Consider the following 25795-nt stretch of genomic DNA (forward strand, 5'->3'; position numbering starts at 1 on the left):
TTGTCAGCCGACAATAATGCCAATTTGCGATGTCAGTAATTTAAATGGAGTAAGGTGCGCACTGCGCACCCTAGGAAAATACTTGGGACTGGTAACTTTCTCGCGAGATAGAATAATACACTACATCTGTTTCGTAGTAATGAGCATTTTTTTCATATTTCATGCCAACTTTCTGTATCACCCGCTGGGAGGCGATATTTTCTGGGCGGGCGATCGCAACTATTCTATCAAGCTGTAATATTTCAAATCCATAGTTTAGACTACCAAAAGATGCTTCTGTCGCCAATGCTTGATTCCAATAAAGTTTGTTGAGTACATAGCCAAGCTCAACTTCCGATGTTCTGTCCAGAAAACCCAGTCCGCAGCGACCAATCATTTTACGGTCTATTTTATGTACTACAGCCCACATTCCAAAGCTATTTTCTTCCCAACGTTTGAGCATGGTATGAATAGCGATTTCTGTTGCTTCTCTACTTCTAACTCCTGTGAGGTATTTCATGATTTCCGGATCGCTGTAGATGCGGTACAGCTCATCTAAGTCGTCTGGTGTAAATTGTCTCAGATACAATCGGGCTGTCTCTATTTCTTGCATTATTAATATAATTAATCTCACTAAATTATGATACCATTTTTGATAAGTCTTGCTACAAACATTTTGGTCTGATTTCCTGTCTCAACTCAACTCAACTAATTTAGACTGGTAGATTTTTCGCGAGATTGAATAATATACTCGATCGGAATCGTCGAAGTTATGCTGGTATCTCATCCCCACTTTTTCCATTACCCGCCGCGAGGATCTGTTTTCGGTATCTGCAACAGCAACAATTTTTTCTAGTTTCAATACTTCCAATCCATACTTGAGGCTAGCCACTGCAACTTCCGACGCTAAACCTTTCCCCCAATACGCTTTTGCTAACACGTAACCGACTTCTACTTCAGGTGTTTTTCCTAAGAAGCGAAGCCCCCCGTCCCCTATCAATTGGTTATTTTCTTTATTGACAACAGCCCACAAACCGAAACCGTGTTTTTCCCAGTCTGCGATTATCCCAAATAAATCTGCTGCTGTTTCTTCTCTATTTCTGACGCCTTCGCTCAGATACTTCATCACTTCTGAATCGCTGTAGATGCGGTACAGCTCATCTAAGTCGTCTGGCCTAAATTGTCTCAGATACAATCGGGCTGTCTCTATCTCTTGCATGATGATAATATAACTTCTATCAGTAGATTCTAATACCATTTTTGTCTGGCTAGAAACATTTTGGTTGGGTTTCGTTCCTCAACCCAACCTAAGGTTTACTGATATTCATGCAAAATATTGATTCTCTTTGTTACAATTATTAATTAGATATATTGTACAGTTTTTGCCATCAATGACGATTTCCTCACCAGTAGCAGACACCAAAAACAAATCCGGCCAGGAAACAGACTGGCGGTTATTCATGAGGTTGGCATCTTACGCAACCCGCAGCAAACGCTTGTTGATTATTTCGATCGCACTATTAGTACCCCTAGCAGTCTCAGGAGCAATTCAACCGATTCTCATCGGACAGGCAATTTCAGTAATTCGCTCGGAACCTACCTACGAATTCTTGCGAGGATTGTCGCTATCTGCTGCATTGAATATTTTGGCTATTTTGCTGATGCTAACTATAACACTTAGATTAGCACTGCAATCAGTTCAAGGCTATTTAGTCACGAAAGTAGGGCAAATAATTACTACAGATATTAGAAATGATTTGTTCGCCCACGTCACATCGCTAGCAGTGAGATTTTTCGATCGCACTCCTGTCGGTAAATTGATGACTCGCCTCACCAGCGATGTAGAAGCTTTGGGAGAGGTTTTTTCTTCAGGGGCGATCGGCATTGTCAGCGATTTATTTTCAATTTTAGTAATTGCCATTTTCATGTTTACCATGCAGTGGCAACTAGCTTTAATGTTGGTGCTGATGATGATACCAATTACGGCAGTCATAATTTATTTTCAGTACCAATATCGCATAGCAAATTACACTACCCGAGAAGAACTTTCCGATCTCAACGCCCAACTGCAAGAAAACCTGACGGGTATTGGTGTAGTGCAGCTATTTCGCCGCGAAAGATTCAACTCAGAATTGTTTCGCGTCACCAATAAACGCTACATTAAAGCCGTTGACAAAACTATTTTTTACGACTCAGCCGTATCTGCGACATTAGAATGGATTGCTTTAGTAGCGATTGCAGCCGTTTTGTGGATGGGCGGTCAAAGGGTTTTAGCCGGTAATCTCAACTTCGGTACTCTCTCGGCATTCATTTTATTTGCTCAGCGTCTCTTCGATCCGCTGCGGCAATTTGCCGAGAAATTTACCGCCATTCAAGCAGGATTTACCGCCGTCGAACGGATTAGCGATATCCTCAACGAACCGATCGAAATTAAAGATCCAACCAGCGGGAAGAAGGAAGAAGGAAGAGGGAAGAAAGAAGAAGGAAGAGGGAAGAGGGAAGAACGAAGAAGGGCAGGTTATTCACCGTTGTTGATAACTGGACATCCAGAGGCAACTGCTTACAACTTGTCTCCGTTCGATCGAGGATTAGCAGATAATCATCAAAATCCAGCAAGTTCAGAATATCGTTTATTGGCTAACAATCCCCAATCACCCCCCGCCACCCCCCCCAAGCTTCGGGGGAGTGAAAATGCCAAATCGCAGAATTCTGAATCTGGAGAAATCCAATTTGACAACGTGTGGTTTGCTTACAAACAAGACGAATATGTCCTGCAAAACCTCAATTTCACCATCAAATCCGGCGAAAAAGTAGCATTAGTTGGCCCCACCGGTGCAGGCAAAAGTTCGATTATCCGTCTCCTGTGCCGCCTTTACGAACCTAGCCGAGGACGGATTCTGGTTAATAATGTGGATATTCGGGATTTGCCTCAAGCAGAATTGCGGAGGCACATAGGCGTGATTATCCAAGATGGCTTTCTATTTGCTGGTGACGTGAAGAGCAATATCAGCCTGGGAGAAAGTTACTCGATTGAGGAAATTCAAGCAGCAGCAGAAAAGACAAATGTTGCCCGTTTAATCGAACAGTTGCCTCAAGGTTACGACACGCAATTGCGGGAACGGGGAACCAATCTTTCGGGGGGACAAAAGCAATTATTAGCGTTTGCTCGCGCCGCCATTCGCAATCCCAGTATCTTAGTTCTAGACGAGGCAACTGCTAGTTTGGATGTGGGGACGGAAGCTTTAATTCAAGAAGCTCTAGAGCGTTTGATGGCGGACAGAACGGCGATAATTATTGCCCACAGGCTCTCGACTATCCGAAATGTCGATCGCATTTTAGTGCTCAAACGCGGGCAGTTAGTAGAATCTGGTAGCCACGAAGAATTGTTGCAGCTAGAAGGGTTGTATGCCAGTTTGTACAAGTTGCAAATGCTGGGAAGTTAATATCTGAAGGAAGGAGGAAGAAAAAAACTTTTCGGAATCCCCAGATACCTGGCTTCTAGAAGAAGTCGGGTATTTAAAATAATCAAAAATCAAAAATTTGCTCACTTGCCAGAAATCATTTTCCCCAGGGTTTCCGGCAGGTGAATTATATGTTGGAAAAGCTGGTTGGGCCCGATGCCAAACAATAACTGCATCGCCAGCACAATTGCTGCTAAAGCAATCGCTGTCCCGATGCTGGCTTTCAACACTTTAAACGCCCAATTAAAGACTAGCCAAGATACAAGTAACGCAGCAATTAAGATAATTAGTTCTATTGGCATATAACATTTTTAACTCTATTTAAACTCTACATACCTTACGCAGCAATACCAAAGCAACCGGGTTTTTTATCTATGTTAAAGGTTCAAATGCAGTATTTCGGTAAAAACCCGGTTTCTGCGTCCAAGACTACTCTACTTATTACTTTAAGCAATACTGCCGCGCTTCCGTGTTTCCTTATAAGAAATTCCGACATTTTTTAAGCCGGCTTTAATCATTTGCTGCTCTAACAAAGCGAAAAAGCGACTTCGATCGCTCCCCGTGACTACCGCTTGATTGTGAGCTTCTGCTAGCGTCACCGGATACCCGCCACCTTTGTGTACTTGAGCCAGCATCATTCCCAATGCTAAATCTAGCTGTGCTGTATCTTGTGCTACCCATTCTGGCACTTCTATTCTAGCAATTTCTGTGCCAACGTGAACGTAACAGAAATAGACAGAATTAAGGCCGTACAAATCTAAAATTCGAGCTTGGGATTTCCACAAAGGGCTTCTTTGTCCCGGTGACAGGATTGTTGCCCACAATATGGCATCCCGCAGAGGTTCAAATTCTTGACAAGGTGCTTTTTCGGCGAAAGAAATTGTGGCGGCAAATCCGACGTTCGGGCAATTTGTCATGCAGTCTGGTACTTCGTGAGTGCAAGCTTCAAACCGCAAAAAAGATAAGCTTTCGCTGCTGCGAGAAGCGCTTAAGTATCCTAAAAGCGGAATTCCTGCTAAACGCAACTTGTCCCAAGCTTCTAAAATTGGCAGCAAAATTTGATCGCGCGCATCGGTGGGTAACTGTTCCAAAAACCAATAAATCAGGGAACCATCTACCATTGCTAAAGCTGGCGCGGGCAATTTATTGTCGTTAACTTTTGCCCAATTGCATCCCATTTCTGCTAAGGCAATTGCTTCGGAAACTGCTCGCCGGTATCCCATCCATTCTTCGGTTCTAATTCCCCACTGCCGCGAACCGTACAAGTCTTCGGGTTTGTAGAAAACCTCGGGTACGCTGTCTAAAACTGGGTGGCGGCTTTGTCCGTAGTGCAGCATGACTGTGCCGACGTTTAGCAGGTAGCAGTACGCTATTTCGTGATGGTTGGGGGAAATTTGCGATCCGTCTGTGGCAAAGACTGTGTGAGCCGCGGGGGGTGCGGTGATGTAGGTGCGATCGTCTAAGGGCTCGATCGGCGTGGCAGCATTGAATAAAGTGCGATCGCGCCAATTCTCTTGCAATTCCACCAATTTTTCCTGTTCCGCTGCAGCCTTTACCAGCAAATTCTGAGCCACTTCCAAACGCTGGCGAGCGGCCTGAGCTTCCACATTCAAATGTTGGCTCATTCCCTGCATTGCCTTGGCTGCTTTAGTTAAATCGAGCATGGGTTTTAAGTCTCAATATTAGAAAGCTTTCAAGCTAAGAAATTATCAAAACACTTTTCAATTTTTTGGTTCCGAAGCTTGGTTTTTTGTCATACACGCGGTTTGAGCAACTAAAACACTTCGTGCCCGCCCCATAAATAGTAAAATAACCGGGTTTTTGAGGTCAAGATTACCTGCAATAGTCTATGAAAAAAAACATTTTTTTGTGGCGATAGCCTTGCTTTTTTGAGGAGTTTCTGTTATATTTATCTTATAATCAAATGGTAAAAATAATATTATTTTTGCCATTTGATTATATTAAAATACCATTTCTGCGCCGCAAAAGTCAACAAAAAAGATGTAAAATTTTGTGAGTTTTTTAGACTATGAAAAGCGAAAAAAATCACAAGTGTAAACAAATCTAAAATTAACATTCGAGCGGCAGCCAATCGGCAAAACCTCCGGCAAACTGCGACAGAGAAAGCAATTGAACTGGTGGATTTTGAGCCACAGATTCCCGTTCTGGCAAAGTATTGTAACCCCAGTCAGCCAAAAATAACCTCACTTCAGATAAATCCGGCTGCTGCTTCACCGACAGCAAAGTTTTTAACCGATCTTCCACAAACCAAATAGTCGAGTCTTTGCCAGACGCAGCCAAAAATTCCCGCAAAATTTGGTGTTTAGGTTTGTTGTATTCCTTACCAAAAATTAACTCGGACGGCATTTGTACCCCTGCTAGCTGCAAAAGTTCCCGCACAAAACGACCTTCCTTTGTAGTGACGATCGCCACTTTCACCGAACTATCCTGCAACGAGTGCAGGCGAGCGGCAACCCCTGGATAAAAGCGGTGCAAAGACAGCCACCCAGCTAAATCCTCAGCAATCCAATTATCGCGCAATCCGTCTAATATAGCGCCGACAGACTGCGCTTTTAAATTATTTTCGGTCAACAAATACGGTACTATATTGGGCCAATCTAGCAAAATTTGCTCTGGAGAAATTCCTGTCAGTAGTGCGCGGATCAGCAGTGGCATTTCCCAACCAGTTTCAATAGCCGGCCGCACTCGGTAAAAACTCAAAGCTAAATCTGGCTCTGGTACTGTTTCGACTGGTTTCCAGATTTGACAGTAGGTACGCCAAGCTGTTTGGAAATATTCGATTAGTCCGTCACAAATCACACCGTCAAAATCAAGAGCTAGAATTGTCGGAAAGTTATTAGCCATCAATCGATTTTAGATTTTAGATTTTAGATTTTAGATTTTGGATTGAAGAATTGAAGAATTTGAGAATTGAACAAAGCGATATCACTGATGAATCCGGGGACTGGTTATCGGATACTATTTTTTGGTTGGTTGTGCCAGGATAAAGACGGGGGCTTGTACCCTGGCTGCTTTCGGTCACTGGATTGAATAATTGAAGAATTGACTGTGCAAACACTCAGCAATGATTGGAGAACAGCCGTTATTAAAAAGACTGAACTAGCGGTTGAGCGGCAATCGATTCTAGTCCTTGGGACTGCAACAATTGCGTCCATTCGGTCGTCAGCCGCGAATCATCGGGTGCGAGGCGCCGCATTTCGGCTAGAGTAGCAAGAGTCTCGTACCAAATCCCATTTTTAGCATAAGCAATCACCTTAGCCATAGGGTCGGGATTGGCCAAATCCTTCTTGAGATTTGCCTGCGGTTCAATTCGCTGCATCCATCCTTTAACAATATAATCTCCAGAACGCTCCAGAGGATCGCAGGCTAGTGCAAACGACCACACATATCGCTTACCAACCTCAATATTTTTTGTCTGGTCTTTCTCAGAAAGGCTAACTCCCACAATTCCGGCTTTGTCATTTTTGATAGTAGTTTCGTAGACTACTTCTGATTCATCTGCGTTTAGCAAAACAAACTCTACTTGAGCTGCGGGTTGAGAAACATATACAAAAAACGTTGGCGATTCTGTTAGCGTTAAACCAATATTGCTTTCAGGTATTAAGGGAGTAATGAATAAACCATCCCGTAACTTACAGCCTCGATGCGTCCCCCCTTGCCGGTTGTCGGGGGCTGTTACATCTGGGGGTGTGAAATTAACATTCTGACTCAGCAGAATGGGTGCAGGCACAGCCTGCATCGGTGTAAGCAAACTGGGGAGAGTAACGGCGATCGCCAAGACAGCCATCACCAGTGCAGTAAAATGTAGAAAACGTTTCATTTTTCCACTCACTTGTAGAAATATTTATAGATCGCATCTCTAATGTTAACCCGGAGTTTTAGCCCCGGGTGCGATCGAGTAAATGGGTCAATTTTCACATCGCCATCGGCAGACCGACAAAACTTCAAGAAATATCGAGATTTAAAGAGGCGCCACCAGTGGTTGAGCTGCAACTGATTCCAGTCCTTGGGACTGCAATAATTGCGTCCACTTGGCTGTCAGCTTCACATCCCCCGGTGTCTGACGCCGCATTTGGGCTAAAGTAGCGAGAGTTTCGTACCAAATCCCATTTTGAGCATAAACGTTGAGCCTAGTCATCGGGTCGGGATTTGCCAAATCGCTCTTGAGAGTTGCCTGCGGTTCAATTCGCTGCACGAACCCTTTAACAACTAAATCCGCTGATCGGTCTTCGGGGTCGCAAACTAGCGAAAATGACCACACGTATCGCTTACCAACTTCAAGGGATTTGTTGTTGTCCGTAGCAGGAATGGTAACTCCAACAATCCCAGATTTGTCCAGTTTAAATGTTTTTTCGTAGACCACTTCCTCTTCCTTGTCGTTGAGGACAGTAAACTCTATTTTTGCCGAGGTTTGAGGAACATAGACAAAAATTGTGGGAGACTCTGTTAAGGTTAAACCGATATTAGTTGGAGGCACTAAAGGAGTAATAGATAAACCCGCTGGACAAAGCTTGTTGCCGCGATGTGCCCCTCCTTGTCGGTTGGTGGGGGCTGTTACGTCGGGAGGCTTGAAATTAAAATTTTGACTCAGCAGAAGCGGCTGGGATTGTGCGCGCATTGGTGCAAGTGAACTGGGTACGGTAGCTGCGATCGCAGATACGGCGACCGCAAGTGTAGCCCGATGTAGAAAACGTTTCATTTTGTTGTACCTTTCACTATAATTCCAAACACAGGCATTCGCTGATGGCGACAAATATTTTTGAGCTGCTAGTCGAGGGCGCAGATACACAATTTATACCTTGACATATCATCAATAACATTTATTAATTCGAGCGGCAAGGGGATTATCTGTCGGAAAAATCAGGTTGCCTAAATCGCAAGTATCATTAGATACAGTTGCTCGCCACGTACTGTAAATTTTTGTAACACAGCGGTCGGAGTTTCCGAGTGTTCTAAGATGGAGGAAGTCTCCAGCAGGGGGGAAATGTGAAACAACTGCTGTTCCAGAAACGAGTCAAACTTTTATGCTGGGATAATGAGTAAAATATCTAATAAAATTCGATCGGCAGTGGCTCAATTGAGTCAAATGTATAAACCATCACTAGCATTGGCTAAGTCTGTATTAATTGCCAGCGCGGCAGTAACATTATCTTTGATGGGAGCCCGACAGCTAGGAATACTCGAACCATTAGAATTAAGCGCTTACGACCAAATGGTGAGGTGGCGTCCCGAAGAACAGCCAGACTCGCGTTTGCTAATAGTGGGGATTACCGAAGCAGACATTCAGAAACTGAAACAGTGGCCGATATCCGATCGCAAAATAGCTGAAATCTTACAAAAACTTGACAAAATGCAGCCGGCCGTGATCGGTTTAGATGTACTGCGAGATGTACCTTTAGGAGACGGGCGCGAGGAATTAACCAAAATTTTACAAAAAAGCGATCGCATTATCGGGGTATGTTTAGTCACCGACGGCAGCCCGGACAATCCCGGTTCTCCGCCTGCGCCGGGGCTGCCAGAAAACCGGGTGGGATTTGCAGATTTCGGAGTCGATGCCGGTGGCATACTCCGCAAGGCTTTATTATTTATGAAACCGCCGACAATTGAGGGCAACTCCTCGGCCCAAAAACATCTTTGCAATGACAATTCTCAAGTTTTAGCTTCCTTCAACCTCCAGCTAGCACTCCGCTACCTGCAAGGGCAAAAAATCTCTCCTCAACTTGCGCCCGATCAATCTTTATGGCTGGGAAAAACCCAATTAAAACAACTAGCAAGCAATGACGGAGGATACACAAATACCGAGGTTAGGGGATATCAAATATTAATTAACTATCGTTCCAGGCGACAAGTTGCCAACCAAGTCAGAATTACGGATGTTTTAGAAGGGAAAGTTGACCCTAATTTAGTTAAAGATAGAATAGTGCTCATCGGTTATACCACAGAAACCGTTAAAGATTTATTTTATACTCCTTACAGTGGGCGACAGAAAAGCAACCAATTCATGCCGGGGATCGTGGCACACGCACAAGTAGTCAGCCAAATTTTGAGTGCAGTTTTAGACAACAGACCCATGTTATGGTTTTGGCCGGAATGGGCAGAAATCCTGTGGATTTCGGCATGGTCAATTGTCGGAGGAACGTTGGCATCGCGGATGGCTCACCCAGCGAAGTTGACAGTGACATTCGCAGCCATGCTGTCTGGGTGTTGCGCGCTCAGCTTTGGGATTTTTCTGTTGGGAGGGTGGGTGCCTGTTGCAGCGCCAGCCTTAGCATTAATCTTAACTGGCGGTAGCATTGTATCAGCAGAGAGATTTAATAAAGCCGGATACGGGAAAGCAATTAGCGATCGAGTAAAACAAGTCTTCAAAATCGAAATAGACCAAGCCAAAAAAGAACAGCAAGTCGCAGAAATCACAGAATCTGATTTCTTTAAAGAATTGCAGCAAAAGAAAGATAAACTGAGAATTAGCAAACAAGAAACCTCTGAAAAATTACCTTCCGAACCCCAAGAAATAACTACAAGTACCGCAGAGATTCCCAAGGTCGAAAGTCAGACAGACGACTACTTAACTCAGTTGCAGGAAAAAGCCAAACTGCAGAAGCAGCGCGCCCCTGTGACTGAATCGGAAAGCAGCTCACCAACGGGTACGTGCGAGACGGACGGCGGTGCTAGTTCAGCCGAAACCAAACCCCATGACGAGTTCAGCGATTTGCAAGCCAAAGCCAAACAGATGCGGCACCGCAGGGTCGCAGAAAAGAGGATAAAAGATGAAAAAATTGATAGTTTAGCAGACAAGGAGGATTTAGGGGGCAAGGAAGAATGACAGAGAACTCGACTGCATAGAGAATTGCATCATAATAGGTTCTCGCCGTTTCTTACCCTCATACGCAGATCATGTCCAAAATCATCTCTGTCCACTCTTACCGGGGCGGAACTGGCAAATCGAACACGACAGCAAACTTGGCATCTATTATCGCTCGTGGCGGAAATCGGGTCGCTATTGTGGACACCGACATTCAATCGCCCGGGATTCACGTGCTGTTCGGTTTCAGCGAGAGCAACATGGATCGCTGCCTGAACGATTACCTGTGGGGCCGGTGTCCGATCGCGGATACGGCCTACAATGTGAGTTCGCTGCTGCCAAAATTAGCCAGTAACGGCAACCTCTACCTGATTCCTTCGAGCATTAAAGCAGGCGAGATAGCGCGAGTTTTGCGCGAAGGCTACGATGTGGGACTGCTTACCGACGGCTTTCAAGAACTGATCGAGTTTCTGGAATTAGACTACCTATTTATCGACACGCATCCGGGGCTCAACGAAGAAACCCTCCTCAGCATCACCATTTCCGACATCCTGCTGCTGATTCTGCGTCCGGATCAGCAAGATTTTCAGGGAACGGCTGTCACGGTAGATGTGGCCCGCAAATTAGAAGTTCCCAAGATTTTGATGACGATCAATAAAGCCCCAGAATCCCTGGATTTCGAGGATTTGAAGCAGCAAGTAGAGAGTATTTACAACATCCCAGTGGCAGGGGTACTGCCCCACAGCGACAAGATGATGTTGCTCGCCAGCAAGGGAGTGTTTGCGCTGCACTTCCCTAACGACCCTCTAACTAAGGTTGTGGAAGGGATTGCGAAACAGATTGTGGGATAATTGGTGCAGCGAATGCCGATCGCCCCCCCAGGAGTGAGTTTCGATCTCAATTCCTGCAGAGCGATGTCCTTCTGCCTATCCGGCTGCCAGCAGAGGAACTTTCTCAGCGACAATATTTGGTTAAAGAGTCAGGAGAATGGCGACAAAATGAGATACAAATAGATTATGAGAATTTGTTAAAAAACTTTAGGAGGAGAACTCATGGATTTTGACTTCCGCATACTAATAGTATTGATGCCCGTATTGTTGGCGGGCGGCTGGGCTGCTTACAACATCGGCAGTATAGCTCTCAAACAAGTGCAGAAATTGTTGAACAAGCAAGCTTAAACTCAGCCTCTTTTCAGGTAATCCCGCAGCCGACTGTTTTTTGAGATACAAAACAGTCGGCTGATTTGTGCATTGGCTCTGCTTAAGTGATGGCTGATTTTGGGCGGGCAATTTACGACTGCAGAGAGATGGGGCGAAAGCCAAAGAAAAGTTAAATTTAAAAATTAAGCAGAAACTGGGTACGCTCCAGCAAAATATTTTGTTGCAGCAAACGAGCCTGGGTAAAAAAACCTAGCTGTGAAAGCAGGGCGATCGTGTAACTCCAGATTTTGATGTTTTGAACTCTACTCATAACTTCTGAGTAGAGTTCCATAAAAATATTGGGTAAGCACGTTATCGCAGAAAATATGAGACAATCACAAAAGTATTTGCCCTAACAATCGCCCTAAAAACTACGAAGTTTAACTGATAGGGAAGATAGGTCAAATTGTCAATGTTAAATTCCTATATCTTTAGATAGATTATGCTTTTTCCCCGATCGAGCGGCATTCTACTCCATCCCACATCCTTTCCCAGTCAATTTGGCATTGGAGACATGGGAATAGAAGCATATCGCTTTATTGACTTTTTAGTAGAGAGCGACCAGCAATACTGGCAGGTATTGCCGCTGGGGCCGACAGGATACGGCAATTCTCCTTATTCGTGCTATTCAGCAATGGCGGGAAATCCCCTGCTGATCAACCCAGAACTGCTGCGGGACGAGCAATTGCTCACAGATGAAGACTTCGCTAATTTACCTGAATTTCCGCTCGATTATGTAGACTTCGAGCGGGCGATCGCCTTGAAAGTGCCTTTGCTCAAAAAAGCTTGCGAAAATTTCAAAGCCAAAGCATCTCCTATCCAGCAAAAAGAATTCTCAGCTTTTTGCGAAAGCAAAGAGAATTGGCTGGAAGATTACGCCTTATTTATGGCACTAAAAGATCACTTTGGCGGTGTTAGCTGGAACAATTGGGAAACAGAAATTGCCCGTCGAAAACCAGAGTCGCTAGAGAAGTGGCGTCAGCAGCTAAATGCTGAGATTTATTACTACAAATACGTTCAGTTTGAGTTTTTTCGCCAGTGGACAGAGTTGAAACGCTATGCTAACCTGCGGGACATTAAAATTATTGGCGACATTCCGATTTATGTAGCTCACGACAGCGCGGATGTGTGGTCTCATCCAGAAACATTCTGCTTGGATGAAGCCACAGGAGAAGCAGCTTTAATGGCAGGAGTTCCCCCAGATTACTTCAGCAATACAGGTCAATTGTGGGGCAACCCCGTATACAATTGGGAGAAGTTGCAAGCAAATAATTTCGAGTGGTGGGTGGAGCGTTTTGAAGCGATTTTCGCTTATGTAGACGTGACTCGTATCGACCACTTTCGAGGATTTGAGGCTTACTGGGCGGTGAAGCGCGGACAAGAAACTGCGATCGAGGGAGAGTGGATTAAAGCGCCGGGAATAGCTTTGTTGGATCTAATTAATGAGAAGTTTGGCAACTTGCCAATTATCGCTGAAGATTTAGGGGTAATTACTCCTGAAGTGGAAGCTTTGCGCGATCGATACGAGTTTCCAGGAATGAAGATTTTGCAGTTTGCTTTCGGCGCGGGCCCTGGCGATCCTTTTTTGCCTTTCAACTACGAACGCAACTGCGTAGTTTACACCGGCACCCACGACAACGACACGACTGTCGGCTGGTTTAATCAACTGCAAAACTACGAAAGAGATGAGGTTTTACGTTACTTGGGCTGCATCGATCCCCAAGGAATTCACTGGTCTTTAATCCGCATGGGTTGGATGTCTATTGCTAATATGGCAATTGTGCCGTATCAAGACTTGTTGGGTTTGGGTACAGACGCGCGGATGAATTTTCCGGGGAAAGCAGAAGGAAATTGGGGGTGGCGATATCGACCAGAAGCTTTGAATTGGGAAGTGCGCGATCGGCTCAAAACTATGACTTACATCTCTGGGCGCGCTCCTAATAAACATTGATCTTATGGAATGGGTAGTTGGTAATGGATAATTGGTAATTGTTAATGGGTAATATTAAATCTGTTAGCATCGGAATTATTCCTATCTCTATTCTTTTAATCTGCGTGAATCAGCGTCAATCCCTTGTCATCTGCGGCTGGAGAAATTATCTTTTTTTGACCGCAGATGAGGGCAGATAAACACAGATTAACGCAGATGAATTAGATCGATTCCGGTTGGACTATCCGTGATTCTTGATCTGTGACGGGATTTGACTATTCCGATGCAACCGGAATGGATCTAATTGGTAATTGGTAATTGGTAATGAGTGAATCAAGACGGACATTCTAATTAAAAGCTGGGGGCTGCCCGCTATTACCTATTACCCATTAACCATTACCAATCAACACTCAGCCTTCATTCTTGGGCGGTGCTGAAGGCGTGAGTTCATTTGCTTTAAAAACAACTTCTTTGGCGACTCCAGGATCTCCGAGTTGTTCGGCTTGTCCGTTATTAACAGCCACCATTACCCCGCCGGCGTTACCTGCTACCACTACCAATTGCTTTTGGGCCCCCCAGGTGCGAACAGTCCCGGTCGGCAAAGTTCCCTCAAACTCTGTTTTACCATCGACTTCAACCTGCATCCACGATTCTGCTTTAAAAGTGACGCTAACCATCACTGGTTTATTCCCAGATTTATCTAAACTTTGACCTGTTCTTACTGCTTCGACAGCTTCGTAACTATCCGGTTTCTGATTTTTTGAGGATCGAGATGCCTCAGCAGCAAAACGAGCTTGGTCTTTCTGCTCAAGCGCTAGTTCTTCGGTTCCCGCACCGTTTCTTGCGGTAACAGAACCGCTTATCAATTGAGATAAAACATTGACCGAACAGATAATTAGAAAGGTGTAAAAGAGGTAGAGGTGCATCGGCCGCAACTGAGGCCCATCTTGCCAGGATAGCTTGGTTCTCGATCGGGCTGGCGGTTCGATCGGAAAAAATTCGGCAAACTGAGCTCCGTCCAAACCCATTGCTTCAGCGTAGCGCTTGATCAAACCCTGAGTGTAGACTGGTTCGGGAAGTTGGTCTAGTTCACCGTCCTCGATGGCTTGCAGCAGATTCCGCCGAATCATTGTTACCACGGCTACTTTGTCCAAACAAATAGACTGCTGTTCGCGGTACTGACGGAGTTGAGTTCCTATTTCCGCTAGCTTCTTTTGAGCTGTTTCTGGCTCTTGGGAGTGCCGTTTCTGCTTAGTGGTTTTGAAGAATAAAAACAATAAATTCTTTGTCATATGCTGTGCTCCTGGGAATTTACTGGCACGCTTATTGATGTTAGGTTGACTAGATTCCATAAATAAATAATTTCCGCATCTTCTAGGGGTCGGCAGCAGCCTGGTGGCAATATTGGCGCACCGGGCCGCTGCAATTGAATCGGGCCAATGGCTGTGCGGTGCAGGCGCACCACTGGATATCCCAACAGCTCGGCTGTTCGCCGAATCTGTCGGTTTCTGCCTTCTGATAGAATGACTTCTAACAGAGTTTCGTCAAGCGCGCGATCGATAACTTTTACTTTCGCGGGCAAAGTTTTTCTGCCGGACAAGATGATGCCCTGACGCCACGTTTGTAGTATGCGTTCCGGGGGATCGCCCCGTACCCAAACCTGATAAGTTTTGGCGATCGAGTGACGCGGATGGGTCAAACAAAATGTCAGCTTACCATCATTGGTGAGCAAGAGGGCGCCGGTGGAATCTGCATCTAAGCGTCCTACGGGGTGGATGCCTTGACCGGAGCGCAGTTGTGGTGGCAGCAAGTCGAGAACTTTCGATCGGGCTCTTGGATCGCTGCAAGTAGAAACTACGCCTGCCGGCTTGTTGAGCAACAGATAGACCTTTGCGGGTCGATCCGTTGGTTTCACGGGGACTCCATCGACTTGGATGAGATCGCGATCGGGATTCGCTTTTTCTCCTAAGCGAACAATATTGCCATTAACTCGGACTCGTCCAGCTACAATCATCTGTTCTGCAAGACGGCGAGAGGCAATGCCCCACTGGGCGAGGATTTTTTGCAGCCTTTCATCAGACATGACGGGAGTGTGGAAATCCCCAACGAGCCAACGGTGGGGAGGAAACACGACACGGTTAATTGATTAACCGTACTAGCAATGCTCAATTCCTGCTTGGGAATAAATTATAATGCTGACCAATTATTACAGGACGCCCGGCAAGAGTGCAGATTGTCCTTGTGCCCGGTGCAGATTGTCCTGATGGCATTACCCTGAATGCTGTGCAAAAACTACGAGGAAAAGACTCGCGGCAGGCACAGGTTTGCACCGTTGGTTTGCGGCCGGTTTGAAAGGTTTGGGTCTGACCCGACCATAAACCAACACTACCATAAATCCCGTACTCCTGGTTAAATTTATACGCTCGATCGCGAATTTTTCATCGGGATCGCACAACTCGTGAACTACCCAAAGATCCCAAGGGGGGAAAGGTGAGAATTTTTCTGCTTCTGGCGTTGCTGATGCCAGATTTCTGCTTGATTTTCGAGTTAATGGGACTTGTTTTCATCAACCCGGTTTCTAAGGAAAATCAGAGGTTGACAGCGGTCTATCTGTCCATAAACCGGGTTTTTGAGGCCGGATGTGCAAGTTCTAGTTAAATTTCTGTGCTTGAATATTAAGGTTTATATTCTGAAATTGTTTATGACTGTCGATCGAAACTCTATTCAATTTGACAATAGAGATGCCGCTGCTGGCTCTGGTGAGACTGTTAATCTCGGCGAGGAGCCGGGGAGACCTTCGCCCAGTCAAGGCAGCCGCATCGCAAGCGCAGTGCTGTCTCCGGCGGTGCAGTTGTGGCTGCGATCGCAAGTTCAGCAGGTGGACGAGTTGAAGGTGAAAATTGAGGGGAGCGATCGACAAATCTTCGGCGGTGCGATCCCCAAAGTCACGGCTGCCGCTCGCGGTGCTGTGTATAAAGGATTACACCTAACAGAAGTTGCCATAGAGGGTTGTGGCATTCGCATCAACCTCGGTCAAGCTCTCAAAGGCCAACCCCTGCGCCTCCTGGAATCCGTTCCCGTGGCAGGCGTTTTGAGGCTTAGTCAGGCGGATTTGAATGCGTCGCTGAAAGCGCCTTTGCTTGCTGATGCTTTGAACGAATTTTTGCTGCCTATGCTGCCGTTGACAGATAGGGAAAAGTCGCTGAAGTTGCAAAATTCGCAGATTATAATTGAGGCGGGTTTGTTGACGCTTTCGGCGACAATTTTTCGCGCTGGCGGTAGGCAAATTCCTTTGGTATTGCGGACGGGTTTGCGGATAGCCAGCGGTCGCGAATTGATGTTTGAATCACCAGAAATCGAAATGGATGGAGAATTAAAGAGCAGTGATTTCAAGGGTTTTAAAATTGATTTTGGGCCGGAAGTTGAGATAGAAGAGTTGATCTTGAGTCCGGGGGAAATTGTTTGTCGGGGAGGAATTAGAGTTTTGCCTTAGTTAATTAACAGTTGACAGTTGACAGTTGACAGTTGACTTTAACCTGCGTCATCGGCAAAGCCTGGGAATATATACCGAATTCCTAATTCCCCATGCCCAATTCCCAATTACCGATTAATTAAAAAAGAGTCGATCGCAGGCAACAGTAAAGTCACAAAATAGTAGACTAAGGGCGCGGTAAAAACATAACTGTCGGTGCGATCGAGAATGCCGCCGTGACCGGGGATCAACTGCCCCGAATCCTTAACGCCGGCGTCTCGCTTCATCATCGACTCAGTTAAATCTCCCAACAGGCTAGCAACGCCAATCAACAGACCAAAAGCAGCCCCAGTATACGGCCACCCCGGCCAGTTTAAATACCAAGACCCAGCGACTGCCACGGCGATGCTGCCGCAAACTCCAAATACGGCACCTTCAACGGTCTTTTTGGGGCTGATGTGGGACAGGCTAGTGCGGCCGAAGAATTTGCCGACAAAATAAGCCCCAATGTCAGCGGCCCAGATGCAGAGGAAAGCCAGCAGCAGCGAAGTCAATCCTAAAGATATATGGCTAGAAGTTGTCCAAGATGGGGACGGGTAAATGTTAACCGGCAAATTGCTTGCTACTGCTTGCGAAAGTTGGGTTGTAGCAAGATTGCCTGGGTCCAGGCCTACTCGCAGCCGTACCCAATAGCTGGGTAAATAACCGCCGTAGAACAATCCTAAAACTGAGGAGGCAATATCGGCGATCGTCGATAATTTAGGTTGAAATAACAGGTAGAAACAGATTAAGGTTCCCGCTAAGGGGAACATGGCGTCTACGAGTTGCGGTGCTAGGGCAGCAGTAATTAACAGGCCTTGACTGACTGCTAAGGTAGTTTTGGCAGCGGGTGCAATCCCTTTAGCCCTGGCTAGTTGAAAATATTCCAATTGACCTAGGTAGACGATGACTCCAAAGCCGACGGTGAAGTACCATCCGCCCATAATAATCATTCCCAAAGCAAGGGCGATCGCAACTATTCCACTCAGGATACGAGACCAAGGCATAAAATGAATTTCTCTTGCAGACGGCGGTGGATCATTCGATTTTGGATTTTGGATTTTGGATTTTGGATTTTGGATTTTTATAGAGCACGAGTTGATCCCTTGCACAGCTAACCCCCATCCCCCATCGGTCATCCAATATCTCAAGTCAGGCGGTCAATCCAGCGATGGTGGCCCCTATTCTTAAGTATGAAGGTTAAGTGAACTTAAAAAAGATTAAGAATTACAGAATTAATCGGTGTATCCATGTCCAACTTCGTGTCGTGCCTTCTTCTTGCTTCTAATCAAGCTTTTCGCCGCTGAGAATAAATATGGGATTGACGGCGGCAAAGGTTTGACTCAGGCCGCGAGTCTCCAAGCGGTTGACGGCGGACTGGACTACCTCGATGTTCCGGGCTTGCAACTCGGCGAACCCTTCTGAAATGGCGTACAGATTCTCTAAATTGGATGCTGTGGCGACAACTCTACCGTGAGGTGGCAAGTACCGCCAGACTTCTTGGAGAATGGCTTTAATGGGGCGACCTCCTTCGATGCAGACTCGGTGGGGGGGTTGGGGCAGGTTTTCCAGGCATTCCGGGGCACTGCCTTCTATGACTTCTACGTTGTCGAGCTCGAATCGATCGCAATTTCTGCGAATCAAGCTTGCTACTTCTTCGTCCCTTTCGACGGCAATAATCCGACCTTTGGGGCACAGCAAACCTGTTTCTACGGCGATCGTACCAGTACCTGCACCGATGTCCCACACGACTGAATCTGCTTGCAGCCGCAGGTGGGAGATTAACAGCAGTCGGACTTCTCGCTTACTCATGGGAATTCCCGGTAAACGTTCAAATAAGTCATCCGGGATGCCTGGAGTGACGTAGGGCCAAAGCATAGTTATATTTTTGATTTTTGATTTTTGATTGAAGCTAGACCGAAGTTGGAACTTGCGGAAGAAGTAGAAATTCTCCCAATTTCCCCCAAGCCTTAATATTTACTGTCGCACAACCTTGAGAGTTTGGAGGCCGGGATCGCTGCAACCTGTGATTTTTCCGCCGGCGGCCAGGATTTGTTGCAGGTAGTCAACGGCTGCTGGGGTAATGATTTCACCGGGCATCAGGACTGGTATTCCTGGGGGATAGGGACAGATGAGTTCGGCGCTGAGTCGATCGACTGCTTTGTCTGCAGGTACTGTTTCCGCTGGGAAAAAGAAAGCCTCGCGGGGGGAGAGGAGAGGGGGAGAGGGGGAGAGTGGGAGAGTGGGAGATTGGGCAAATCTTCCATCGGACATCGGACTTCTTCTCTCGGACTTCTTCTTTCGGACTTCTTCCTTCTTCCTGACATCCGTTACATCCGTTACAGAATCCGTTGCCGAACTTCCTTCTTCCTTCTTTTTTCTTCCTTCTAAAAGAGTACAAGCTTTAACTAAATTGTCAATATCTGATTGTGTATTTCCCAAGCTGATAATAAATGTTAAATGTTTGGGCATTGGTAATTCTGCGGTGACGCCGAGTTGACAGTGCAGAATTTCATCGGCTGCAAATCCTGTGATTCCTAAATCTGATACTTTTACTGTTAGCCTGGTTCGGTCTAATGCTGCAAAACCCGGTGTATTTAACGGTTCTAAAACTGATAAGCCGGGAATTTGACTGATGCGCGATCGCGCTTTTTCTGCTAGCTGTAAAGTTTGGGCCATTAATTCTTTGCCGTGGAGTGCGATTTGTTGGCGGGCTGCGTCTAGGGATGCTAATAGTATGTAACTGGGACTGGTAGATTGTACTAGCTGCAATGCTCTATTTAATTTTTGGATATCTATGCGATCGCCCTTGACGTGCAGCATCGATGCTTGTGTCATTGCACCGAGGGTTTTGTGGATTGATTGTACTGTTAAATCGGCGCCGGCTGATAGTGCTGGTTCTGGCAAGTTTGGATGAAAGTTAAAGTGCGCGCCGTGGGCTTCGTCTACTAATAACGGTATGTTGTATTGATGGGTAATTTGGGCGATCGCCCGCAAATCCCCGCAGACGCCGTGATAGGTTGGGTAAACTATCATTACTGCTTTGGCGTCGGGATGTTGTTCTAATGCTGCGGCTGTGGCTTCTGGGGTGATGCTGTTGGCAATATCCCAATCCGGGTTGTACTCTGGATTGACAAAAATTGGAATTGCACCGGACAAAATCAAACCTGAAATCGCCGATGAGTGGATATTTCGAGGCAAGATAATTTTATCGCCGGGGCCGCAAGTTGCTAAGGTGGCGGCGATAATTCCGCAAGTCGAACCGTTTGCCAAAAACCGAGTTGATTGGGCTCCAAATGCTGCGGCGGCTAAGTCTTGAGCTTCGGCAATTGCACCTTCTGGGTTAAAGAGATTATCTAACTCCGGCAATTCCGGCAAATCCGATCGAAATACTGTCGCACCGAATAAGTCAATTAGGGGTTGAGAGAGTCCTTGTCCGCGTTTATGTCCGGGGGCATAAAATGGGGCGTGTGGCTGATTTGTGCGATCGCGCAAGGCATCTAATAGAGGCGTTTGTTGTTGAGTGTTTGCTGGTGACACGCTTAATCTTGATTGCTGTATTTGATATCTAAGTAGAGCGGTATGAAAAAACCACAATATCTTGTTGTAGGGGCGGGTTGAGCCAATGTCTTTACTCTCACGCAGTTTATTTCTGTACTCACGCGCCCTCGCTATCTAATGTTTATTTGTAACCACATACTTAGTTTAATACCAAAGGCATAATTTTGTACGGAAGTAACAGTTAATTATAGTTATTTAGATAGATGTCTCCGTCGCAATCTTTAGTTTATTATTATGATATAAGACACTACCACAACTCAGTTATTTTTGTTGTAAAATATAGCTAGGAGTGGCGAGCCAATGTTTTTGAAACATCTCTATTAGCGAGCAAAACACTAACATGATTTATCCCACTCCAGATCCATTTCCCGGCCCGCAGATTCCCAGTACCGAACCGGGGCTGCCGACTATACCCGCATCACCACCAGTGCCGGGTCCCGTTCCCGAACCGATTCCCGGGCCAGTACCGGAGCCGGTACCTGCGCCAATTCCCCAGCCAATTCCCGAACCGGTGCCGGAAACTGTACCCTCTCCAATTCCTCAGACAGTGCCGGGGCCAATTCCTCAGACAATCCCTGGACCTGTATAAATTATGTTTTAGTCGATCGCGAAATTTAAGATGGTTTGTCAGGTCGATCGCAAAAACCGGTTTCACCCAAGTCCCCAATCTTTTTGGTGAATATCAGACTTGAAAAAACTCGGTTTTTGCCTAAATTATCAATTAATTGAAGTTGAGCGCAGTCTCTTTACAAAGGTCAACAGCATCCAAATCCGTGGATTTGCCGTCAGAGTATTCGGCTCTAACATCAAAAACACAGCCCGCATCCGACCCGCCGTAGTCCGCTTGATTCCACTCAAAATCTGCCTTTTCCCGATCGGCAATGGGGGCCTCTAGCTCGTTTTGTCCCCAAGTATCCTTATCGGGAGGAGACATATAGACGGCTGTCATCGTCTTGCCGCTGTTGTTAACCACCGAAATTTTGACCATCTCAGCGAAAACGCTAGCTGGTGTCAGCGCTAACAGGGGCAGCGACAGCCCCGCAGCGATCGTTACTTTGCTTAACAATTTGTTAACCATTGAGCCATCTACCTCAAGTTAGATATTTATTCAAGCTTAGCTGTAGAAGTTAGAAGGGACAAGGCAGATATATTGCTATTGCTTATGATATTTTGAAACAGTGATATGTTTCTAAATACCTATGCTTACTGCCGGAATTGTCGGACTGCCTAATGTTGGCAAATCTACTTTGTTTAATGCTCTGGTTGCTAATGCCAAGGCGACTGCTGCTAATTTTCCTTTCTGTACGATCGAGCCAAATACGGGTATCGTGGCAGTGCCAGACGAACGGTTGAAGGTGCTGAGCAATATTTCCAATTCCGTGCAAACTGTGCCGACGCGGATGGAATTTGTTGATATTGCTGGTTTGGTGAAGGGGGCGAGTCAGGGGGAAGGACTGGGAAATCAGTTTTTATCTCACATTCGGGCCGTAGATGCGATCGTCCACGTTGTCCGCTGTTTTGAAAATGACGATATCATTCACGTTGCGGGTTCTGTCGATCCGATCCGAGATATAGACATTATCAATCTCGAATTAATTCTAGCAGATTTAGCTCAAATTGAACGCAGGCTCGATCGCACTCGCAAGCTCGCCCGCAACAATAAGGAAGCTCAAGCAGAAGTGGATGTACTCGAAAAATTAGTCGTGGTTTTGAATGCGGGGAAACCGGCGCGGCAGTACAATTTCACAGATGAAGAAGCTGAATTAGTTAAAGGTTTGGAATTACTCACCAACAAACCAATTATCTATGCTGCTAACGTGTCTGAGGACGATTTAGCAACAGGAAATAGCTATGTCGAACAAGTGCAGGAAGTAGCAGCTAAAGAAAATGCTAAGGTAGTCATAGTTTCGGCGCAAGTTGAGTCAGAATTGGTGGAGTTATCCGAGGAAGAACGAACGGATTTCCTAGAATCTCTGGGGGTAAAAGAAGGTGGCTTGAAATCTCTGATTCGAGCTACTTACGAATTATTGGGTTTGCGGACTTATTTTACTAGCGGGCCGAAAGAAACTCGCGCTTGGACGATTATCGCGGGAATGTTAGCACCGCAAGCTGCGGGGGTTATTCACTCTGATTTTGAACGGGGTTTCATCCGGGCCGAAACTGTGAGTTATGAAGATTTGGTTGCTACGGGCGCGATGAATGCGGCTAAGGAAAAAGGGTTAGTTCGCAGTGAAGGAAAAGAGTATATTGTACAAGAGGGGGATGTGCTGTTGTTCCGATTTAATGTTTAGCTTTTTTAAGGAGATGAACACATGGATATCGTTTCGCTGGCAATTGCTTGGCTGGTAACTTCGGTGAGCTTTTTTATTATTTCCAAGTTGCCCATCGGGGTGGACATTGACACTTTTGGAAAAGCGATGATTTCGGCGGCGGTTTTTGGATTGCTGAATGCTTTGGTGCGGCCGCTTTTTGTGGTTTTGGGTTTTCCATTGGTGTTGGTAACTTTTGGTTTGTGGATAATTGTTATCAACGCGATTATCTTTGGATTGGCGGCTTGGCTAGTCGAAGGATTTCGCTTGCGGTGGGGAATTTGGAGTGCTTTGCTGGGTGCTATAGCCCTCGGTTTTATCAACTCTTTGCTCTATCAGGTGTTGAGTACGCTGCCTAATGTAAGGTAGATCCGGCTAATGCGGGGGACGGAAGGAAGGGGCGGGTTTATTCATCCTGTTAGTTATCGCAAATATTTCAGGTGAAACACGCCCCTAGGGCAAATATTTTAGATTTAATTCCCCCATCTCAGGTATTTGTTTTTTGGTATTGGTTGAGTTATTAGCCTTCGCAGTAGTCGATAAATTTGTCGGGAACTAAGCGCAATTCGCCCGATCGAAAGCGCTCGACCGGCATCCAAAGTGCGGTAAATACCCACTCTCCGTCTGCAAAGGCTAGACTCTCCAATTGATAAAATTTGGGATCGACAAATTCGCACTGATAGAGTTGTATTAGTTCGTGTCCGGCCTGACCATTAAAAATAAAAAAATTTTCCAAACAAGCCAAATATTTGATATTTGTTAACTCGGCTTTAATTTCTTCTTTAAACTCTCTTTGCAAAGCGTCGATGCTGTGTTCTCCGAATTCTATGCCACCACCCAGAGCTCGGTAAAATGTGTCTTGTTTGACCGGATCTTCGCATTCTGACACGAAAATGCGATCGCCCGAGCGAATTAATCCTAAAACAATTACGCGAATTGTACCTTTTTGCATAATTTAGTTATCAGTCATCAGTCATGACGCATCAACACCAAAACAAAAGAAACCGGGTTTCGACTTCGCCCAACCAGCAGGTTTTTTGCCGTTGATGCGGGCTGTAACGAAGTATGATGCAAAAAACCCGGTTAATTACTACCCGTGCGTAAGTTCTATATTACTCAGCAATCATCACTCATTATCCGTGTATCCGTGTCATGCCTTTCGTGTCAAGGGTTAATTATCAGCGGCAAAAGCCTCTCGACGGCGAGTGTTGTCAACGGGCCAGTCTGTATTTTCCCCGCCAATAATGAGTTTTTCAATCGTTACGAATTCTTTGCTGAGTTGCTGGAAAACATTAATCAAAACATCGAGGCCTATCGCATCGCTAGTGCCCAAATCAAACCAGCAGCGAGCCCAAGAACCTTGATACTCCATGTCTCCCATATTGTGCATCAAAGCCATCATACTTTGGTCGGCTAGATTAACATCGTAATTCATATCACTGATATCTAAGCCTTCATCTTGAACTTGCAAATTTTCCGCATTAAATCCTCCCAGTTTTCCCAAGAAAAACCAAGAGTCAAACACTTCTTCAACATACTGTTTTTCACCGTTTGAAGGCACGTTGCTGAACTTCAGCCAAATCCAGAGGTCAAAGGGGTTAAACTCGCGAAACTCTACTTGCATCGTTTTTTGGTGTTTTTATAGTGGTGGTAAGGCCGCGGGCCCCCAGACTCCATCTGCATCTCTAATTTTATCGCGCATCGGGTCGCAGGCGCGAGATTTGCTGTCGAGGCGGTTACGGGTTCTGCACTGCTGAAAGAAGATTTCGGCTACTAAACTGCGCGGCAGTTGGTCGGGTTTTGCTAAGGCGGCGTCGAAGTTTTTTCGGGCTTCCTCAAGTAAGGTTTTGTTGCCGTCTTTCCCCTGGGATTGGGAAAACAAGATTTGTGCTTTTAGATAGAGAACTTCGGGATTATTTGGCGTTTCTGCTAGGGATTTGTTGGCAAATTCTAAAGCGCGATCGTACTTTTTCAAGTCTCGATAGCCGACGGCCATGCCGCGATACGCTAAGTAGCGAGGAGAGGCTTTTTGTTCGAGTCTTTGAATGGCTTCGTTGGGGTTGGAAAAGGGCAGGTTGGTGGCTAGAATTAAGTCCATGTAGCCTTTGAGCAGGTTGAGTTCTGGATCGTTGGGCGCTATTTTATCGGCGGCATCTAGGTATTGAAATACTACTCGCAATTTACTCAAAGCTTGGGGCGCCCCTTTAGCTGTTCCTTCTTTGGCTATAATGTTCGCCCCTTCTAGAAAGTGACCTGTTGCTGTGTAAATATTGCCGCGCAATGGATTAGTTTTAGTTAATTTTTCGCCGACTTCGCGGGTTTTTTGTGCGTAGGAATTCATCGAGTTTAAGTCCTGCTCGATGTATGAGAGGGAAGCTGCCATTGCATAGGCTAGCGGCTCGTTTGGTTCGGCTGATAGTGCTTGTTGAATTTGAGTTTTTGCTTGTTTGTAGTTTCCTTGCTCAAACATTGTTTTAAAAGCGGTTTCGGTGTTGGGCCCGATCGCCTGCGGGTTGCTGTTGCGAAAGGGATCACCCGCTACTGCCGAGTTAATGCAGATGCTGAGGGCGATCGCTCCTGCACAGGCGATCGCCCGCACTGTCTGTTTAGAACTTAACATTTGCTTGCCAAGCGATGCTAAAGGGGTTTTCGTCATCGTCAATTCTCTCAATGGAATATACTGTAAACTAGAAACAAGAGAGTTAAATTTTCAGACTTTCGGGTCGCGACCAAAAAAAGAGTGAAATTTGCTTGATTTTTTGTGGTTGTTGAGGTATATTTTAATAAGGGAAGTGTGACTTTTAATATATTTAAGGACATATTTCCATTATTAAAATATACCATGAAACAACAGAAAAATCAAACGCCCATCCTGAAAAAAAAGGAAAGTTTTGTAAAGATTTATGTAAAATAATTGTGTGCGATCGGCCCAAGCTAGAAACAAATCGCTGAGGCTGGATAATTAATCCGTGTATCCTTGTCAAAATTCGTGTCAAAATTCGTGTAGTGCCTTCCTTCTCCC

The 25795-nt window shown here is 45.7% G+C and carries 26 protein-coding genes; 9 read left to right on the forward strand and 17 right to left on the reverse strand.

Going from position 1 to position 25795, the window contains the following annotated elements; translation table 11 throughout:
* Window positions 1–70 precede the first annotated feature (70 nt).
* Together QUA27_RS14255 and QUA27_RS14260 are read right to left on the reverse strand one after the other, a co-directional pair.
* On the reverse strand, window positions 71–592 hold the full coding sequence (locus QUA27_RS14255) for a GNAT family N-acetyltransferase (RefSeq protein ID WP_333068670.1): 522 nt from the start codon (window positions 590–592) through the stop codon (window positions 71–73).
* An 81-nt stretch (window positions 593–673) separates the two neighbouring features.
* A complete protein-coding gene (locus QUA27_RS14260; protein ID WP_333068671.1) occupies window positions 674–1237 on the reverse strand; it encodes a GNAT family N-acetyltransferase in 564 nt (187 codons plus the stop codon).
* 133 nt (window positions 1238–1370) lie between these two features.
* Between QUA27_RS14260 and QUA27_RS14265 the strand changes: the two genes are divergently transcribed.
* Complete coding sequence (locus QUA27_RS14265; protein ID WP_333068673.1) at window positions 1371–3422, forward strand: ABC transporter ATP-binding protein; 2052 nt, start codon at window positions 1371–1373, stop codon at window positions 3420–3422.
* Between the two features lie 101 nt (window positions 3423–3523).
* On the opposite strand, the gene QUA27_RS14270 is transcribed toward QUA27_RS14265, so the two are convergent.
* The 5 genes from QUA27_RS14270 to QUA27_RS14290 all read right to left on the reverse strand — a co-directional run bounded on the left by QUA27_RS14270 (window position 3524) and on the right by QUA27_RS14290 (window position 8160).
* Entirely contained in the window at window positions 3524–3742 is a 219-nt protein-coding gene (locus tag QUA27_RS14270) for a hypothetical protein (RefSeq protein WP_333068674.1), read from the reverse strand.
* 144 nt (window positions 3743–3886) lie between these two features.
* Window positions 3887–5104 carry a DNA double-strand break repair nuclease NurA gene (locus tag QUA27_RS14275; protein WP_333068675.1) on the reverse strand — a complete coding sequence of 406 codons (1218 nt, stop codon included), beginning with the start codon at window positions 5102–5104 and terminating at the stop codon, window positions 3887–3889.
* 406 nt (window positions 5105–5510) lie between these two features.
* Window positions 5511–6305 carry an HAD family hydrolase gene (locus tag QUA27_RS14280; protein ID WP_333068745.1) on the reverse strand — a complete coding sequence of 265 codons (795 nt, stop codon included), beginning with the start codon at window positions 6303–6305 and terminating at the stop codon, window positions 5511–5513.
* 241 nt (window positions 6306–6546) lie between these two features.
* Window positions 6547–7281 carry a DUF928 domain-containing protein gene (locus tag QUA27_RS14285; protein WP_333068676.1) on the reverse strand — a complete coding sequence of 245 codons (735 nt, stop codon included), beginning with the start codon at window positions 7279–7281 and terminating at the stop codon, window positions 6547–6549.
* Window positions 7282–7422: 141 nt separating this feature from the next.
* On the reverse strand, window positions 7423–8160 hold the full coding sequence (locus tag QUA27_RS14290) for a DUF928 domain-containing protein (RefSeq protein WP_333068677.1): 738 nt from the start codon (window positions 8158–8160) through the stop codon (window positions 7423–7425).
* A 336-nt stretch (window positions 8161–8496) separates the two neighbouring features.
* Between QUA27_RS14290 and QUA27_RS14295 the strand changes: the two genes are divergently transcribed.
* The 3 genes from QUA27_RS14295 (at window position 8497) to QUA27_RS14305 (ending at window position 11441) form a co-directional block, all read left to right on the forward strand.
* Complete coding sequence (locus QUA27_RS14295; RefSeq protein ID WP_333068678.1) at window positions 8497–10284, forward strand: CHASE2 domain-containing protein; 1788 nt, start codon at window positions 8497–8499, stop codon at window positions 10282–10284.
* A gap of 71 nt (window positions 10285–10355) precedes the next feature.
* Complete coding sequence (locus tag QUA27_RS14300; protein WP_333068679.1) at window positions 10356–11114, forward strand: MinD/ParA family ATP-binding protein; 759 nt, start codon at window positions 10356–10358, stop codon at window positions 11112–11114.
* Between the two features lie 201 nt (window positions 11115–11315).
* Window positions 11316–11441: a photosystem II protein Y gene (locus tag QUA27_RS14305; RefSeq protein ID WP_015174534.1), complete on the forward strand. Its 126-nt coding sequence runs from the start codon at window positions 11316–11318 to the stop codon at window positions 11439–11441.
* Window positions 11442–11598: 157 nt separating this feature from the next.
* Here QUA27_RS14305 and QUA27_RS14310 read toward each other — a convergent pair whose 3' ends face one another.
* Window positions 11599–11733, reverse strand: coding sequence for a hypothetical protein (locus QUA27_RS14310; RefSeq protein WP_333068682.1), 135 nt, complete (start codon window positions 11731–11733; stop codon window positions 11599–11601).
* 171 nt (window positions 11734–11904) lie between these two features.
* Here QUA27_RS14310 and malQ point away from each other — a divergent pair, with 171 nt between their 5' ends.
* Window positions 11905–13413: a 4-alpha-glucanotransferase gene (malQ, locus tag QUA27_RS14315; RefSeq protein WP_333068683.1), complete on the forward strand. Its 1509-nt coding sequence runs from the start codon at window positions 11905–11907 to the stop codon at window positions 13411–13413.
* A gap of 389 nt (window positions 13414–13802) precedes the next feature.
* Here the strand turns inward: malQ and QUA27_RS14320 are convergent, their stop codons facing one another.
* Both QUA27_RS14320 and QUA27_RS14325 read right to left on the reverse strand, forming a co-directional pair.
* Window positions 13803–14684 carry a helix-turn-helix domain-containing protein gene (locus QUA27_RS14320; protein WP_333068684.1) on the reverse strand — a complete coding sequence of 294 codons (882 nt, stop codon included), beginning with the start codon at window positions 14682–14684 and terminating at the stop codon, window positions 13803–13805.
* Window positions 14681–15475 (reverse strand): pseudouridine synthase, encoded by a 795-nt coding sequence (locus QUA27_RS14325; RefSeq protein WP_333068747.1) that lies wholly within the window; start codon window positions 15473–15475, stop codon window positions 14681–14683. Before QUA27_RS14325 ends, QUA27_RS14320 begins: the two co-directional genes overlap by 4 nt.
* Before the next feature lie 618 nt (window positions 15476–16093).
* On the opposite strand from QUA27_RS14325, the gene QUA27_RS14330 reads away from it, so the two are divergent.
* Window positions 16094–16885 (forward strand): LmeA family phospholipid-binding protein, encoded by a 792-nt coding sequence (locus QUA27_RS14330; RefSeq protein ID WP_333068685.1) that lies wholly within the window; start codon window positions 16094–16096, stop codon window positions 16883–16885.
* A 107-nt stretch (window positions 16886–16992) separates the two neighbouring features.
* Here QUA27_RS14330 and QUA27_RS14335 read toward each other — a convergent pair whose 3' ends face one another.
* The 3 genes from QUA27_RS14335 to QUA27_RS14345 form a co-directional block, all read right to left on the reverse strand.
* Window positions 16993–17910, reverse strand: coding sequence for a phosphatidate cytidylyltransferase (locus QUA27_RS14335; RefSeq protein WP_333068686.1), 918 nt, complete (start codon window positions 17908–17910; stop codon window positions 16993–16995).
* Window positions 17911–18187: 277 nt separating this feature from the next.
* Window positions 18188–18781 (reverse strand): precorrin-6Y C5,15-methyltransferase subunit CbiT, encoded by a 594-nt coding sequence (gene cbiT, locus QUA27_RS14340; RefSeq protein WP_333068687.1) that lies wholly within the window; start codon window positions 18779–18781, stop codon window positions 18188–18190.
* 99 nt (window positions 18782–18880) lie between these two features.
* Window positions 18881–20443, reverse strand: a complete 1563-nt coding sequence (locus QUA27_RS14345; protein ID WP_333068688.1) for an aminotransferase class I/II-fold pyridoxal phosphate-dependent enzyme — start codon at window positions 20441–20443, stop codon at window positions 18881–18883.
* Between the two features lie 361 nt (window positions 20444–20804).
* Between QUA27_RS14345 and QUA27_RS14350 the strand changes: the two genes are divergently transcribed.
* A complete protein-coding gene (locus tag QUA27_RS14350) occupies window positions 20805–21053 on the forward strand; it encodes a gamma-aminobutyric acid A receptor, epsilon-like protein (RefSeq protein ID WP_333068689.1) in 249 nt (82 codons plus the stop codon).
* Window positions 21054–21185: 132 nt separating this feature from the next.
* Here QUA27_RS14350 and QUA27_RS14355 read toward each other — a convergent pair whose 3' ends face one another.
* On the reverse strand, window positions 21186–21542 hold the full coding sequence (locus QUA27_RS14355; protein WP_333068690.1) for a hypothetical protein: 357 nt from the start codon (window positions 21540–21542) through the stop codon (window positions 21186–21188).
* 121 nt (window positions 21543–21663) lie between these two features.
* Here QUA27_RS14355 and ychF point away from each other — a divergent pair, with 121 nt between their 5' ends.
* Both ychF and QUA27_RS14365 read left to right on the forward strand, forming a co-directional pair.
* Window positions 21664–22755 (forward strand): redox-regulated ATPase YchF, encoded by a 1092-nt coding sequence (gene ychF / locus QUA27_RS14360; protein WP_333068692.1) that lies wholly within the window; start codon window positions 21664–21666, stop codon window positions 22753–22755.
* Between the two features lie 21 nt (window positions 22756–22776).
* Entirely contained in the window at window positions 22777–23142 is a 366-nt protein-coding gene (locus QUA27_RS14365; protein ID WP_333068693.1) for a phage holin family protein, read from the forward strand.
* 151 nt (window positions 23143–23293) lie between these two features.
* Here QUA27_RS14365 and QUA27_RS14370 read toward each other — a convergent pair whose 3' ends face one another.
* The 3 genes from QUA27_RS14370 to QUA27_RS14380 form a co-directional block, all read right to left on the reverse strand.
* Window positions 23294–23725: an NUDIX hydrolase gene (locus QUA27_RS14370; RefSeq protein WP_333068694.1), complete on the reverse strand. Its 432-nt coding sequence runs from the start codon at window positions 23723–23725 to the stop codon at window positions 23294–23296.
* Between the two features lie 219 nt (window positions 23726–23944).
* Window positions 23945–24397 carry a DUF3531 family protein gene (locus QUA27_RS14375; protein WP_333068695.1) on the reverse strand — a complete coding sequence of 151 codons (453 nt, stop codon included), beginning with the start codon at window positions 24395–24397 and terminating at the stop codon, window positions 23945–23947.
* A 15-nt stretch (window positions 24398–24412) separates the two neighbouring features.
* A complete protein-coding gene (locus tag QUA27_RS14380) occupies window positions 24413–25429 on the reverse strand; it encodes a Sll0314/Alr1548 family TPR repeat-containing protein (protein ID WP_333068696.1) in 1017 nt (338 codons plus the stop codon).
* Between the last annotated feature and the right edge of the window lie 366 nt (window positions 25430–25795).

Source organism: Microcoleus harperi Pol14_C6, from assembly GCF_036701295.1.
GTDB lineage: Bacteria > Cyanobacteriota > Cyanobacteriia > Cyanobacteriales > Microcoleaceae > Microcoleus.